The organism is Pseudanabaena mucicola FACHB-723 (genome assembly GCF_014696385.1).
GTDB lineage: Bacteria > Cyanobacteriota > Cyanobacteriia > Pseudanabaenales > Pseudanabaenaceae > Pseudanabaena.
The window spans coordinates 19,251-33,470 of sequence record NZ_JACJQB010000002.1; the positions used below are offsets into that span (position 1 = coordinate 19,251).

At 43.3% G+C, this 14,220-nt stretch carries 15 protein-coding genes; 8 read left to right on the top strand and 7 right to left on the bottom strand.

Annotation, left to right across the window (positions count from 1 at the left end; all coding sequences use genetic code 11):
- Positions 1-27 precede the first annotated feature (27 nt).
- From H6F41_RS01635 to H6F41_RS01660, 6 genes are all read right to left on the bottom strand, one after another.
- On the bottom strand, positions 28-2,025 hold the full coding sequence (locus tag H6F41_RS01635; RefSeq protein ID WP_190401740.1) for an NAD(P)/FAD-dependent oxidoreductase: 1,998 nt from the start codon (positions 2,023-2,025) through the stop codon (positions 28-30).
- 136 nt (positions 2,026-2,161) lie between these two features.
- Positions 2,162-3,478 carry a M16 family metallopeptidase gene (locus H6F41_RS01640; RefSeq protein WP_190401741.1) on the bottom strand — a complete coding sequence of 439 codons (1,317 nt, stop codon included), beginning with the start codon at positions 3,476-3,478 and terminating at the stop codon, positions 2,162-2,164.
- Between the two features lie 118 nt (positions 3,479-3,596).
- On the bottom strand, positions 3,597-4,625 hold the full coding sequence (locus H6F41_RS01645) for a tetratricopeptide repeat protein (protein ID WP_190401742.1): 1,029 nt from the start codon (positions 4,623-4,625) through the stop codon (positions 3,597-3,599).
- 288 nt (positions 4,626-4,913) lie between these two features.
- On the bottom strand, positions 4,914-5,252 hold the full coding sequence (locus H6F41_RS01650) for a type II toxin-antitoxin system PemK/MazF family toxin (RefSeq protein ID WP_190401743.1): 339 nt from the start codon (positions 5,250-5,252) through the stop codon (positions 4,914-4,916).
- Positions 5,249-5,500 (bottom strand): AbrB/MazE/SpoVT family DNA-binding domain-containing protein, encoded by a 252-nt coding sequence (locus H6F41_RS01655; protein ID WP_190401744.1) that lies wholly within the window; start codon positions 5,498-5,500, stop codon positions 5,249-5,251. Before H6F41_RS01655 ends, H6F41_RS01650 begins: the two co-directional genes overlap by 4 nt.
- Before the next feature lie 118 nt (positions 5,501-5,618).
- Positions 5,619-6,818 carry a class I SAM-dependent rRNA methyltransferase gene (locus H6F41_RS01660; protein WP_190401745.1) on the bottom strand — a complete coding sequence of 400 codons (1,200 nt, stop codon included), beginning with the start codon at positions 6,816-6,818 and terminating at the stop codon, positions 5,619-5,621.
- A gap of 145 nt (positions 6,819-6,963) precedes the next feature.
- On the opposite strand from H6F41_RS01660, the gene H6F41_RS01665 reads away from it, so the two are divergent.
- Positions 6,964-7,425, top strand: a complete 462-nt coding sequence (locus H6F41_RS01665) for a Fur family transcriptional regulator (RefSeq protein ID WP_190401746.1) — start codon at positions 6,964-6,966, stop codon at positions 7,423-7,425.
- On the opposite strand, the gene H6F41_RS01670 is transcribed toward H6F41_RS01665, so the two are convergent.
- Entirely contained in the window at positions 7,422-7,868 is a 447-nt protein-coding gene (locus H6F41_RS01670; RefSeq protein WP_190401747.1) for an SRPBCC family protein, read from the bottom strand. The genes H6F41_RS01665 and H6F41_RS01670 overlap by 4 nt on opposite strands.
- Positions 7,869-8,065: 197 nt before the next feature.
- Here H6F41_RS01670 and H6F41_RS01675 point away from each other — a divergent pair, with 197 nt between their 5' ends.
- From H6F41_RS01675 to accB, 7 genes are all read left to right on the top strand, one after another.
- Entirely contained in the window at positions 8,066-9,091 is a 1,026-nt protein-coding gene (locus tag H6F41_RS01675; RefSeq protein WP_190401748.1) for a rod shape-determining protein, read from the top strand.
- A gap of 11 nt (positions 9,092-9,102) precedes the next feature.
- The gene (gene mreC, locus H6F41_RS01680; protein ID WP_190401749.1) at positions 9,103-9,849 is read left to right on the top strand and encodes a rod shape-determining protein MreC; all 747 of its coding nucleotides are present in this window, start codon (positions 9,103-9,105) and stop codon (positions 9,847-9,849) included.
- A 54-nt stretch (positions 9,850-9,903) separates the two neighbouring features.
- Positions 9,904-10,449 (top strand): rod shape-determining protein MreD, encoded by a 546-nt coding sequence (gene mreD / locus H6F41_RS01685; protein WP_190401750.1) that lies wholly within the window; start codon positions 9,904-9,906, stop codon positions 10,447-10,449.
- Positions 10,450-10,604: 155 nt separating this feature from the next.
- Positions 10,605-12,098: an inorganic phosphate transporter gene (locus H6F41_RS01690; RefSeq protein WP_190401751.1), complete on the top strand. Its 1,494-nt coding sequence runs from the start codon at positions 10,605-10,607 to the stop codon at positions 12,096-12,098.
- Positions 12,099-12,263: 165 nt separating this feature from the next.
- Complete coding sequence (gene rpe / locus H6F41_RS01695; protein ID WP_190401752.1) at positions 12,264-12,953, top strand: ribulose-phosphate 3-epimerase; 690 nt, start codon at positions 12,264-12,266, stop codon at positions 12,951-12,953.
- 127 nt (positions 12,954-13,080) lie between these two features.
- Complete coding sequence (gene efp, locus H6F41_RS01700; protein WP_190401753.1) at positions 13,081-13,641, top strand: elongation factor P; 561 nt, start codon at positions 13,081-13,083, stop codon at positions 13,639-13,641.
- Positions 13,642-14,133, top strand: coding sequence for an acetyl-CoA carboxylase biotin carboxyl carrier protein (gene accB / locus H6F41_RS01705; protein ID WP_190401754.1), 492 nt, complete (start codon positions 13,642-13,644; stop codon positions 14,131-14,133).
- The last annotated feature ends 87 nt before the right edge of the window (positions 14,134-14,220 follow it).

Sequence of the window (14,220 nt, forward strand, 5' to 3'; positions counted from 1 at the left end):
CGGCACTGCGCTTATTTATTGAATCACCTATTTGGATTTACCAACGGAATAGTTAAGGGCATAGCTCCAACTGAGCAAACGCAACCACAAACGAGGGTTAGATGGCTCTAACCAAGATTGGGAACTCCGCAATAGTTGCGGTAGCCATGCCCCTAAAACGGCATTGGTTAAAGAATTGCGCGTAAAAGCGCCGTAACTAGATAACCATTTCAACATGTCACCAATGCCTGCCATTTCCAGAATCCAAAGTACCAATTTAGGATTTTTGAAAGCGGCAATGAGGGCAAGACGGTTGAACATTAGCCAATTGAGGCGATCCTTGATGAAGCGATCGCTAACGGGTTGTGGCTCATCGGCAAGCAATCCAAAAAACGTATTCAGCATCGAGTTAATCCGCTCTGGAGGTAAGTGCATCCCTGTGGGAACCATCATCCCTTTAGAGAATAACCAAGTCACGGCAATATTACTTTGATAAGCATTGATCTGACTAAGATCATCCGCTCTCAGCAAATCGTGTTTTAGAGCTGTATCGAGTAAAGTTGCAAGGCGTGGCAAGTTCCGGACGAGCGATCCAAAGCCTGTAAACACAAGCGGCGATTGCAAAGAGGCAGCATCACCGATCGCCAAAATCCGATCAAAAGAACATTTTTTAGAGTTCTCATTGAGGCTGTAATGTCCAGTGATATAGCCAAAGGTCGCCTTTTTCCAAGTCAGCTTTTCCATATCACAACGGCGATATTCTGGCAAAATTGTGAAGAAGTCCTCATACATTTCCAGTAATGAGCCTGCATTCTCTGGATGGACTTGATGGTAATGGAATAGATAAATTGTCAGTTCATTTTTTTCGGCAGGAAACAGTTCCCAAATTAATTGTCGTCCTCGCGAGATATCACCATGACTGAACAGCACATCACCATATTGGGAATCCCATACATGTGGCTCAATTCCCTCTAAAACTGCACCCACGGTGGGACAAACACTATCAAAGGCTTGCCCTGCATTGAGCTGCTGGGCGATCGCTGAAGCTGACCCCATAGCATCAATTACCAATTTGGAAGTAATGATTACAGGTGTATTTGTTTCCAGATTCTTCGCAAAGATTGTCGCGCCATGCTCACTAATCACGACTTTCTCAAACTCGGTGCGATCGCAAATTACCGCGCCATACTGATGTAACTTCTTGCTGCAAATTTCTAGCAAGCGATGGGTATCAATCGCAATATTTAGAACTGTCGGCGTATGCAAGACCTTGGCTTTAAGGTGCGGTGGATTGTTACTATCAAAAAACTTGTTAAATCCATCGACATATTCTGCCGTGATCATCGCTTCAAATTCTTCTTTGCTAAACAGTCCAAAGTCAATGAGATTTTGAAACTCGGCACGCGATATGTTCCATTCCCGATTCATGCGTCCAAAGGGAATCCGCTCCACCAAACAAACCCGATAGCCCAGTTTTGCCATCATCGCCGCATGGATTGCACCTAATGCGCCCCCCAAATAAACAATATCGTATTGCAAATCTTGCTTTGCCGAATTTGTTTCCCTGAAGATCACATCCTTAGGGGTTTCAGGAGATTTCACACTTTCACGCCAGCGCTTTTCCCACCAGTAAACGCGATTGAGGTCATATTCACCATTGGGAATACGCTGAAAAAATTTGGCGGTGAGGGGATATTCGACAGCCAAGGCTTCAAAAATATTTTGGTTAGTTGCAATCGCAGGTAACCGTTTAAATTCGTAGGGAAAAGCTTGACGCGAGGCTTTAGTTAAATGATCGAGAAATTCCCGTTCACCATCCATTACCTCCTCTGACCAACGGAAAACTTTGAGATAGGTGGTGCGCTGCAATGTCCATAGAAATACCGATAAATTTGCGATCGCACCTGAGCGATTTTGATGATCAAGGATGAAGCCATGCTTTGCAACGGATTTTTTGCCAAAGGGCGGCTGGTAATCAGACTGAAGCCATGTTTTCACGGCTTCAATTTGTGGTGTCGGAATCTCGATGTAAAGTAACTGCTGCATGGCTAAATCAATATCTTCAATGTTCTAATTTTGGCACATAGGCGATATCTAGTGGATGAATGGAAATTCACATTTCACATTAGGGACAATTCATATTGCCCCTACTACTTATGATTTGCTCTAATTCCTATTTGTTTTAAGGTTTGACAATCAAGATTCCGTAGGCATCGGGATTGAGATATTTGCGAACGGCGGCTTGAATATCTTCCTTGGTAATTGATTTAATGCGATCAGGATAGTTAAGCGCATGAGCTAGCGAACCAACAATGCGATCGTAGTAACCGTAAATGCCTGCGCGTTCCCTTGGTGACTCATTGCCAAAAATGAAGCGGTTACTCACTTGGGTACGAATTTTGGCTAATTCTTCATCAGTAACTAAATGATCGTGTAAATGTTGGATATGTTCGCGGATCGCCTGCTCCACAACCTCCACATCTTCCACATTTAACTTAGCGAATACTTGGAAAGTCCCTTGCCAACGCATTGCAGAATTGCTCACAGAAATGCGATCACAAATGCGACGATTTTCGCGTAAATCCTGCACCATGCGCGATGTCCGACCACTGCCCAGAATATTTGCCAGAATACTCAAAGGATAGGTTGCTTCTAGTTCGTTAATTCCTGCAACACGCCATGTCATGCTCAGTCTCGCCTGTTTGAGGCTACTATCTACCACCTCACGCCGCACAATTTCTGTAAAGGGCTTTTCAGGCATAAAAGTTTTAGCTTGAGGCTTAACTGCGATCGCATCCTCTGCAAAATAATCAGCAATTACGCCAATCATCTCAGCAACAGGTAGATTACCAACAACAGCAATCGTCATGTTTTGTGGTGCATACCATTGCCGATGAAAAGATCGCATTTGCTCAGCAGTAACCTTCTCAATTACTTCTACTGGCCCCAGCACAGCGCGGCGATAGGGCAACTGCTCATACACCAATTCAGAAATATGCCGATAAATTCTGCGATCGGGATTGTCTTCACTGCGGCGAATTTCTTCGAGTACCACATGCCTTTCCCTCTGAAACTCTTCATCAGGAATGCTTGCTTTCAAAACGATATCTAACTGCAAAGGTGCAAGCTTCGCAAAATCCTGTGGCGCAACATTGATATAAAAATGGGTGTAATCTTGGCTAGTCGCCGCATTGGTGTTGCCGCCATGGGACTCAATTGCCTGTTCAAACTCTCCCAAGCCAAGCCGCTCACTGCCCTTAAACACCATGTGTTCCAAGAAATGTGCCATACCATTGATGTCATCACTCTCAACGGCAGAACCAACATCAACCCAAATACTAAGATTGACGGCATCGACAGGAACCTGTTCGGCAATGATCTTGATTCCGTTGGGGAGAATATGCTGCGTGGGTGCAGTGGAGTTATCGGTAGCTAGATCATGGAGAGCATGATCGGAAGCAGCTACATCTAACCGACGCGGAACGACGATCGCTGGCATGGCAAAATTAGGGTTTTACTAAATTTTTGAATCAAAAGCGCTTTTTAATCAACGGGAAGTGACGCATTGCACCACTTCGTTAAATCCGTATTGAATTTATGTTAAATCTACATTTAATTTACATTTTCTCTAAGGCTTGCAATTTGAAGTAAGCTTCTCGCAATGGCAAGCTAGATGTATCTTCTAGCATAGCAGCAAAATCATAGGACAATTGGTAAGCAGCGCGTGCTTTAGGCAGATTTCCAAAAGATAAGTACAAATCACCGAGATATCGCTGGACGATCGCCGCCGTTTCTCGATCGTCCATCACTAGCGCCAAGCTAGAGCGATTTTGCAATAGTTCTTCGATGCGATAAAAGTTAGGCACTTCGAGATAGGCTGCTATCAGGCGATCGCTAGCAATTGCCATAAGTTTGTAGTTACGGTACTGTCTGGCGATTGTTAGCGCCATGCCGTAGTCTTTGATGGCAGATTTGTAATTGTCTAAAGCCATGAGACTATCACCACTATTAACATAGGTGTAGCCATTGCCAAGGGCATCTCGCAACGGACGCTCTTTTATCGCCGCATAATAAAGCTTCAGAGATTGCAAATAATCTCCATAGCGTCCAGCAATTAGACCTTGGTTATTCAAAGCGTTGGCTTTGCCAAGGGGTTGCTCATATTGTTCCGAGAGTTTGAGCGCATTACGGCTTAAGGTACTTGCGTCTTCAAGATTTCCCTTTGCGATCGCAATACTCGCAAGATTATTCGTTGATTGAATTACGGCATCTTGATCTTTCAAGGTGTTGCCATAGCCGATCCGCTTCTGCATAGTTTCCTCTGCCGCTTTGGTTGCCCCCATCATCTTATATGCATCACTTACCCGCGCTAGAGTGTAGGAAATTGCAGGCTGATCGTTGACCCGACGGTAATAACCGATTGCATAAAGCCAAGTCTTAATTGCTTCGCGGGGTTTACCATCCTTGAGTTGGTCGTAGCCAAGATCGAGTAAGCGATCGGCTTCATCTCGCACTGCCCGATTTTCTAGTTTGACGATGGTTTGTTGAGCCTGCGTTGACATCGGCACAACGATTACCCCCGCAAACGCCGCCAACATAGTTGCACTCAGGGTTGCAACCGACATTCTCTGACGCTTTGTACGCATATTCCTATATCCTCACCAAAAAGGTGAACACATTGTAGCGACATCAAAGCAATTTTTTCTAGAATTTTTCTGACATTTAACGACATTAACTTGTTTTATTTCTTAGACATGGCAATATAAGTTCTGAGTAAGTAGCTAGGCATAATTAAAACCCAGAGCTAAAACCTGTGGCGCACGCGCAGCGTGCGCCACAGGTTTTAGAGTTTTATATTTAATTGCGCCCAGTTACTTAAAACATAAAAGAAGGCGGCACTTTGTGCCGTCTTCTTTATTTAGTTTCATGTTCAGCTAGCAAATAATTACACTCAAGGTTTGCGTAATTAGGTTCACAAATTCCTCATCTAAAATGTCTTCCGTGGTCTTCCACCAACGCTTACTCAAATCAATGGTGCGTACTTGTTCAACAATTACCGATCCCTTAGTTTTACATCCTGTAGGTATAGGAATCATCATCTTAATCTCAGGCTTAATCGTGCTAGTTATCGGTGTGACAATTACCATTCCCTGACGGCTTTCATTATATTTAGTGTGACTAATTACCAAACAGGGACGCGCATCTCCTGATTGTTCTCTACCTTGAGTAGGGTTGAGGTTGATTCTGATAATCTCTCCACGCTGAACATTCATAGCAGCTCTTGTCCAATGAGTGAGCTATCAACGAAGTCGATGACATCATGGGGATATTGAAAATCTGTGGGTATAGAATCTAGCAACTCGTCAAGACTGGGGGCTTCTAGTTTTTTAGTGATGATGAGATAGCCTTTGGATTCTGTGAGTTCAATTGTTGAGTTTTCCCTAAAACCAAAACTTTCAACAATCTTATGGGGAATCAAAAATCCGAGACTATTACCCCACTTTTTTATTTTGATATTCATGGTGATGGGCTAAAAAACACTGATTATACATTGTATAACAAAAGCCCAAATAAATTGGAGAGGCGCAAAGCGCCTCTCCAATTTATTTGGGCTAAGCAAAACTTATATCGCTATAGGTTCACACTACACTCAAAACCAAGCCCTTGAGGTATGCACCTTCAGGATGAAAAATGCTCGTAGGATGATCGGCGGGATGGGTTAAATGATGTAAAACCTTGATATTGCGACCAGATTCAATTGCTGCTGCTGTTACCGCACCTGTGAAGTTCTCCACGTTTACCACCTGCGAACAGGAGAAAGTAAATAGCAATCCACCACTTTTTAATTTAGACATTGCTTGCAAGTTCAAGCGCCGATAAGCTTGCATTGCTGAATGTCTTGCCGATAAACTTTTGGCAAAAGCAGGGGGATCAAGGACGATCGCATCATAATCGCGATCGCATTGTTTTAGAAAGTCAAACACGTCCCCAGTAAAAGAAGTATGTATCGCCTGACGCGCCTGATCAAAATTAGCGGCAATATTGCGATCTGTCCATTCCATTGCCTTAGCAGAACTATCGATCGAATGAACTTCCTTTGCTCCCGATGCAACGGCATAAACTGAGAAACCACCTGAATAACAAAAAGTATTTAGTACCTTTTTGCCTGCTGCATACTTGCCAAACAATTGCCGATTTTCGCGTTGATCTAAGAAAAAACCTGTTTTTTGTCCCTTTTCCCAATCGACAATAAAACGATGTCCATATTCTAAAACTTCAGCATAATCATCAGACTTTTCACCTAACAACAAGCCATCTTGAGATTGGGCTTGGGACTTACGTGAAAGTGTGGCTGAGCTTTTGTCATAAACGGCAAGTAGACGATCGCCATAGACATCTTTGAGAGTCGCAGCGATGTCTTGACGATAGCGATATGTCCCTAGTGAGTGACATTGCAGAACCGCAGTGTCACCATAGACATCAATAATTAATCCTGCTAATCCATCTCCTTCAGAATTAATTAATCGATAGCAATTGGTTTCAGCGTTATCCATCAAGCCCAATTGTTGCCTGAGCATAAATGCTTGCAAAATGCGATCGCGAATTAAGCTTTGCATCGATTCTATAGGTTGAAACGATAGCACCTTAATCGCGATGCTACCCATACCCCAGAGTCCAATCGCTAAAAACTTGCCGTCCTCGCTATAGGCTTCAACCAAATCACCATCTTGGACTTCGCCCTGCATTTTTGCGATCGCACCTGAAAAAATCCAAGGATGAAAACGCTGAACCGCATCAACTTTTTTACGATGAATAATTGCGCGGGGCAACGTTGACATAGCTGATAACTTCGCTAATAAACTCTAGGTGGACAAAGCAGATAGGCTGACAAACATATCATGATTTAAGGGCATAAAAACAAGAGCAAATTAGTGCGCCTGCCTTTTATGTTATTCTCAAGAAGCCATCGTTATTGATAATGCCATGACTGTTGCGGAGACTACCTACTCACCTGAATCCCTCAAGGCTGAACTCAACTCAAAGGGTTGCCGCATGACACCGCAGCGCGAGGTAATCTTAAATACCTTTCAAACCCTGCCTGAAGGTCAGCACCTTAGTGCCGAAGATTTATATGAACGACTCAAAGCCCAAGGGGAAAATATCAGTCTTTCGACAATTTACCGTACTGTGAAAATGATGGCGCGAATGGGGATTTTGCGTGAGTTAGAGCTAACAGAAGATCATAAACATTACGAAATTAATCAGCCAAAACCGCACCATCACCATCACTTAGTTTGTGTGAAAACTAATCGGGTCATAGAGTTTAAAAATGATCAAATTCTCACGATTAGTAAAAAAGTTGCTGATAAGTACGGTTTTTCGGTGCTAGATTGCCAACTCACGATTATTGGTGTCAGTCCTGAAGGACAGCGATCAATTTTTTAATTGGACTTAGTAAAGTCTGCTTGGGCATAGACCTTAAATCTGTCTAAATCTGCTTGTAAAGTCGATTCAACAACTTGCCCTAAAAATAAATTATCCATCAGTTGACCGATCGCAGGAATCGCATAGGCAATACTGAGTTTGACTATAGTTGCATTGTTAGGGCGGCCATAAAACCTAACTGCGCCACGATTTGGCAGTCCTCCTATTGACTCCCACTGAATAATCTGATTAGGAATTTGCTTTAAAATTCGCGATTTCCAAGTAAAGGTCAGACCGTTTGTACCTAGTTTCCAAGCAGAAATTTCAGGGTCATCGGTGACGATTACCGAGTCAATCCACTTCATCCAACGGGGCATGGCCTGTAAATCTGACCACAACGACCATGCATATTCCACAGGAATCGCGACTTCAGTCTGGACGGTATGTTCTAGCCAATCACTCATTGGATAATTGTCAATTGTTACAAAGTTTTACTTAACCAATCATATAACAAACTCAAATATCAAGGTTTGCTTGCGATCTCCCTTAGCGAGATTACACTTAAGACTTTTATGATCATTAAGAAGACTAGACTAAATGACAACAATCGTAATAAAGTGAGGGAGAGATATAGCTAGTTTGACCACTGGAAGAGTTGACTGTGGGTTTATTACGCCATTTTACAAAAGACATCGGCATTGACCTCGGTACTGCCAACACATTGATATATGTGTCTGGTGAAGGTATTGTCCTCCAAGAGCCATCAGTCGTTGCGATCGATCAACGCGATAAGACTGCCTACGCAGTCGGAAATGAAGCCAATAAAATGATTGGTCGTACTCCTAGCGACATCATTGCTGTCCGTCCTTTAAAAGATGGTGTGATTGCAGATTTTGATTCCGCAGAATTGATGCTGCGCTCCTTCATTCAGAAAGTCAAAAAAGGCGTTTTTAATCCACGCATTGCGATCGGCATTCCCAGTGGTGTGACAGGCGTAGAATGGCGAGCTGTCATGGATGCAGCCCGTCGCGCTGGAGCAAGTGAAGTTTACCCAATTGATGAGCCAGTAGCCGCCGCAATCGGAGCTGGACTCCCTGTAACTGAAGCAACTGGCAACATGATTATTGATATCGGTGGTGGTACTACCGAAGTCGCAGTCTTGAGCTTGCAGGGAATTGTTTTGAGCGAGTCTGTGCGTGTAGCAGGAGACGAACTCAACGAGTCAATCATGAAGTACATGAAGACAGTCCACAACCTCGTTGTTGGAGAACGGACTTCTGAAGAAATCAAAATTAAAATTGGTTCTGCTTACCCCATCAAAGAGGAAACATCTATGGAAGTGAGAGGCTTGCACCTGCTATCAGGTCTGCCTCGCACCGTCACGGTTAAGTCTTCAGAGATCCGCGAAAGTATGAGTGAGCCACTATCAGTAATCATTGAAGCGGTAAAACGCACCTTAGAGCGTACGCCGCCTGAATTGTCCGCCGATATCATCGATCGCGGCATCATGCTAGCTGGTGGTGGAGCAATGCTCAACGGCATTGACACTCTGATCAGTCATGAAACTGGGATTGTCACCCATATCGCTCCTGCCCCACTTGACTGTGTGGTAATTGGTGCTGGTCGTGTTTTAGAAGATTACAAAAATCTGGGTCGTGTGTTGACAAGTCGCTTGAAAAGTTTATAGGTAACTTTTTCATGGATTCAATCCGTAGTTGGTGGGAGCGCTACAGCTTTCAGACTGCCATTGTTACTGCTGGTATAGGTTTGGCTTGGATCATCCGCCAAACCCAAGGTGTGGCAATTATGGAAACTTATCAGTTTCTGAGCCGCCCATTCCAAGCTGCTATTCCTAAGCAAGAGCTATTACAAGATGCTCAAGTACGTGAGTTACGCTATCGTCTGACAGAGCTAGAGTCTCAAAATCAACGCCTCAAAAATTTATTGAAGGTCAAGCCCGCGCCAAATGATGCGGGAATTTGGGCAACAGTTATTGGTCGAGGCGCTGATTCTTGGTGGAATCAAGTTTTAATTGCTAAAGGTAGTAATGATGGCATTAAGGCTGGCTCTGTGGTAGTTGCTCCGGGAGGGTTGGTCGGTAGAGTTACCCATGTTTCACCGAATAGTAGTCAAGTTTTACTGGTTAGTGATCCAAATAGTCAAGTTGGTGTAGTTGTCAGCCGCAGTCGCTTTAGTGGCATGTTGAAGGGGCAAAGCCAAAATACAGCTACCTTAGAGTTTTTTGAGCGAGATCCCGATGCTAAAGTCGGTGACATTGTGCATACATCGCAGTTTAGTACACTATTTCCTGAGAGTATTCCCATAGGAAGAATCAAGTCAATTAATCTTGATAAACAGCCCTCTCCCGAAGCAATCGTTGAGTTTTCTACACCCCTTGGTTTAATCGACTATGTCAAGATTTACCCCTTTACTGAGCGTTTTTAAACCCATATTCCCAGCCACAGCTCCTAATTAACTCATCAGATCCATACCCTGTAGATGCTCGATCGCAAAATTCCGCTATCCAAGAAATTTCTAAACTGGGCTGTAACAATTGGCTCAATGTTGGCTTGTATTTTGGCGATGTATACACGATTTCCGGGGATGACCTTGATGGGGATTGCCCCTAACTGGTTACTGATTTGGTTAGTGGCTTGGAGTGTGAACCGTCCCGTATTTTTATCAGTAATGGCAGGCATTGCGCTGGGACTGATACAGGATGGCATGACATTTACAGATGTTGCTGTTGCCCCCACCCACGCGATCGGGCTGGCGATTGCAGGCGGAATTACCTCCCTGCTCCAAAAACAGCGCTATGTTCAAGAGGACTTTGTTTCGATTGCCTTAATTGTCTTTGGCATGGCAGTAATTGTGGAGACTGCCCATGCCTTACAACTAACTTGGATGGGTACACCGATGGATAATGTCTGGGTGTTGCAACAACGGATTGCACTGAGTTCGGCAATTTTGAGTAGTTTATGGTCTCCTGCGATTTATTTTCCCCTCAGTCGTTGGTGGCGGAACTTCGATAGAAAAGAAGATTAATTTAGAACCTGTAGCCATCTGCATTAGAAAAAATAAAAAACCAAGAAGTGAGTGGCGGTGCGAAGAACCGCCACTCACTTCTTGGTTTTTGTGTATTGACAAGACTGAATACAGCCATAAACCCTGAAGCAAGCTTCAGGGTTTAAATTAAAAATATGGAATATTTCTTTTTAATTTTTGCGATCGCACTGATCATCGGTTTTGAGTTTGTGAATGGATTTCACGACACCGCCAATGCTGTCGCCACCGTAATCTATACCAATACCCTCAAGCCAACCTATGCCGTAATTTGGTCTGGCATTTGTAACTTATTAGGGGTTTTGACATCCAGTGGCACAGTTGCCTTTGCAATTATTTCTCTGTTGCCTATTGATTTACTGATCAACGGCTCGACAAACCAGAGCTTACTCATGGTTTTATCGATCCTCATTTCCGCAATTATTTGGAACTTAGGAACTTGGTATATGGGCTTACCTGTATCGAGTACCCATAGTTTGATTGGAGCAATCACAGGAATTGCGATCGCACATTCTCTCTGGTCTACTCATCAATCTTGGTGGCATGAAATTAATTGGCTAGCCATGAAGGAAGTGCTAATTTCTCTGGTGATATCACCACTATTAGGATTTGGTGGAGCAGTGCTTTTGTTTTTAACGGCAAAAGTGATCTTTACAAAGCCAGAGCTATATAGTCCACCCGACGAAAATGTGCCATCTATGGGGGTGAGATCTTTATTGATTTTGACCTGTACAGGGGTAAGCTTTGCCCATGGTTCTAATGATGGGCAAAAGGGAATTGGCTTAATGATGTTAATTTTGATAGGCTTCTTGCCAAGTCTTTTTGCCATAAATCTCGATACTAGCCCCCAAGCGATTGCCCAAATGTTCGCAACTTCTCATTTAGTCACACCCGTTTTGGAAACCCAAATAAATCGTAATTCCCCCTATCAATCAACTTTACCACCCACCTTTATAAATCAATTAGAGAATGCGTCTCAAGACCTAACTAACTTTTTGAAACCACAGGGACAGCCTACTGCAAATACTTGGCAATCTCTATTAACCGAAAGTCAGGCAATTAATGAACACCTAGAGAAAATTCAGAACTTCACAGATATATCTGCTAGCGATCGCCGTCATCTTAGAAATGATATTTATCTTGTATCTAGCACAATTACTAAACTAGAAAAACAAAAACAATTAACCAACTTCCAAGATCCACAATTATTAATTAGCTATAGAAATCAGTTAGAACAAATCATTAAATTCATTCCGTTTTGGGTAAAGCTAACAATTGCCCTTGCGCTCGGACTAGGAACTATGATTGGCTGGAAACGGGTTGTCATTACCGTCGGTGAAAAAATTGGTACAGAGCATCTGAACTATGCCCAAGGTGCAACCGCCGAGCTAGTAACCATGACAACAATCGGTGCAGCTAATTATTTGGGTTTACCCGTTAGTACCACACATATTCTTTCTTCTGGTATCGCGGGTACAATGCTAGCAAATCAGGCGGGATTGCAAATTGCTACTCTCAAGAATTTGTTGCTAGCTTGGATTTTCACTCTTCCCAGTTGCATTTTGCTAGGATTTATCACCTATGCGATCGCAATTTTTATGATTGAACATCAATTTTTCGGATTGTCCTAAAATGTAGCAAAGAGACAATTTACTTACTCTCCTCAGCATTTTCTGTTCAAGTGTAATTCCAACCATAAAAACTGCTAAATTTAACTAATAATTAAGACTGTAGCTAAAACTACCTTTATCTGCGGTTTTTCAAATCTTTGTTAAGCTAAGCCCCCCGTAAATCATATGCCTAAAAAGTCCACAGTTATTTCCCCCTCAATCCTGTCTGCTGACTTTAGCCGTCTCGGTGACGACATTCGTGCAGTTGATGCGGCGGGTGCAGATTGGATTCACGTTGATGTGATGGATGGTCGCTTTGTACCTAATATCACTATCGGTCCATTGGTGGTTTCCGCAATCCGTCCCGTTACTACCAAAACTTTAGACGTGCATTTGATGATTGCTGAGCCAGAAAGATATGTACCTGACTTTGCCAAAGCTGGTGCAGATATCATCACCGTTCATGCTGAGCATACCGCTTGTCCTCACTTACATCGCAATCTTTGCCAAATCAAAGAACTTGGTAAACTCGCTGGAGTCTCCCTCAACCCTTCTACCCCCCTCAGCTTTATTGAATATGTACTTGATCTTTGTGATCTAGTTTTGATCATGAGTGTCAACCCTGGTTTTGGTGGTCAGAGCTTTATTCCTAATGTGATCCCCAAAATCGCTAAGCTCCGTCAAATGTGTGATGACCGTGGCCTCGATCCTTGGATTCAAGTTGATGGCGGTCTCAAAGCAAATAATACTTGGCAAGTTCTCGAAGCTGGAGCCAATTCCATCGTCGCAGGCTCGGCAGTATTTAATGCTCCTGACTATGCTGAAGCCATTAAAGGCATTCGCAACAGTAAGCGTCCAGACTTAGTCAACGCCTAGACTCAATAATCAACCCCGCGATGGCGGGGTTGATTGTTAGTGAGGAAATCATCGGGATCGTCATACTTTTTGTCGCAAACGTTACATCACTACGCTAGAATTGTGGATGGCTATTACTTAATCTCCAATGATCTCTAGTAACGATTTTCGACCCGGCGTAACAATTGAACTTGATGGCGAAGTCTGGCGTGTAGTGGAATTTTTACACGTAAAGCCAGGTAAAGGCTCGGCATTTGTCCGTACCACCCTCAAAAGTGCCATGACAGGTAAAAACCTAGAAAGAACTTTTAGAGCAGGGGAAATGGTTCCTCAAGCAGTTCTAGAAAAGAGTTCGATGCAACATACCTATAAAGACGGTGAAGATTATGTCTTTATGGATATGCAAAGCTATGAAGAGGCAAACTTAACCTCCTCTCAAATTGGTAGCCGTGTCAAATACATCAAAGAAGGCATGGAAGTCAATGTTGTACGCTGGGGTGACAAGGTTATCGATGTAGAATTACCCAACACCGTTGTTCTTGAAGTAATCGAGACTGATCCTGGATTGAAAGGTGATACGGCAACTGGCGGTACTAAATCGGCTAAGGTCGAAACTGGTGCATCGATTAACGTACCTTTATTTGTCAATATTGGCGATCGCATTAAGATTGATACTCGTGAAGACACGTATTTGGGGCGTGAAAATTAGGTGGAATTTAGCTTAGAGCAAGTACGTGAATTAGTCACGATTCTAAATAAGACGGATATTACCGAACTGACTCTAGAATCAGGTGATGTCCGCCTGAGTATCCGCAAGAGCGAAAACAGTCGAGCTGTAGCGGCAACTTTACCAGCGCCTGCCGCTGCATCAGCTTTATCAGCAACAACTACTGCTCCTATTGATACTTCAGCTTCGGCTACTCCGACAACAACGATTGCGGACTCTCTTCCTGCTAAAAAGATTATTGAGATTACATCGCCAATGGTGGGTACTTTTTACCGCTCCCCTGGTCCTGATGAGTCACCGTTTGTAGAGATCGGTGATTCGGTCAAGAAAGGTAGCACAGTCTGTATCATTGAGGCGATGAAGCTAATGAACGAGATTGAGGCAGAAGCAGGTGGCAAAATCGTGGAAATTTTGGTAGATAATAGCCAGCCCGTTGAATACGGTCAGGTGTTAATGCGCGTTGAAGCAAATTAAATTAAATTAAATAATCAAAAGAAATAGAAAAGTCAGCACTATGTGCTGACTTTTCTATTTCTTTTGATATTGAATAGTCTCTCCTTG

What these genes read in the sequence shown, in the direction of transcription:
- H6F41_RS01645 (WP_190401742.1), bottom strand. Translation starts at nt 4,625, where the DNA reads ATGCGTACAAAGCGTCAGAGAATGTCGGTTGCAACCCTGAGTGCAACT.
- H6F41_RS01655 (WP_190401744.1), bottom strand. Translation starts at nt 5,500, where the DNA reads ATGAATATCAAAATAAAAAAGTGGGGTAATAGTCTCGGATTTTTGATT.
- efp (WP_190401753.1), top strand. Translation starts at nt 13,081, where the DNA reads ATGATCTCTAGTAACGATTTTCGACCCGGCGTAACAATTGAACTTGAT.
- H6F41_RS01665 (WP_190401746.1), top strand. Translation starts at nt 6,964, where the DNA reads ATGACTGTTGCGGAGACTACCTACTCACCTGAATCCCTCAAGGCTGAA.
- H6F41_RS01650 (WP_190401743.1), bottom strand. Translation starts at nt 5,252, where the DNA reads ATGAATGTTCAGCGTGGAGAGATTATCAGAATCAACCTCAACCCTACT.
- mreD (WP_190401750.1), top strand. Translation starts at nt 9,904, where the DNA reads ATGCTCGATCGCAAAATTCCGCTATCCAAGAAATTTCTAAACTGGGCT.
- H6F41_RS01660 (WP_190401745.1), bottom strand. Translation starts at nt 6,818, where the DNA reads ATGTCAACGTTGCCCCGCGCAATTATTCATCGTAAAAAAGTTGATGCG.
- rpe (WP_190401752.1), top strand. Translation starts at nt 12,264, where the DNA reads ATGCCTAAAAAGTCCACAGTTATTTCCCCCTCAATCCTGTCTGCTGAC.
- H6F41_RS01640 (WP_190401741.1), bottom strand. Translation starts at nt 3,478, where the DNA reads ATGCCAGCGATCGTCGTTCCGCGTCGGTTAGATGTAGCTGCTTCCGAT.
- H6F41_RS01690 (WP_190401751.1), top strand. Translation starts at nt 10,605, where the DNA reads ATGGAATATTTCTTTTTAATTTTTGCGATCGCACTGATCATCGGTTTT.
- mreC (WP_190401749.1), top strand. Translation starts at nt 9,103, where the DNA reads ATGGATTCAATCCGTAGTTGGTGGGAGCGCTACAGCTTTCAGACTGCC.
- H6F41_RS01635 (WP_190401740.1), bottom strand. Translation starts at nt 2,025, where the DNA reads ATGCAGCAGTTACTTTACATCGAGATTCCGACACCACAAATTGAAGCC.
- H6F41_RS01670 (WP_190401747.1), bottom strand. Translation starts at nt 7,868, where the DNA reads ATGAGTGATTGGCTAGAACATACCGTCCAGACTGAAGTCGCGATTCCT.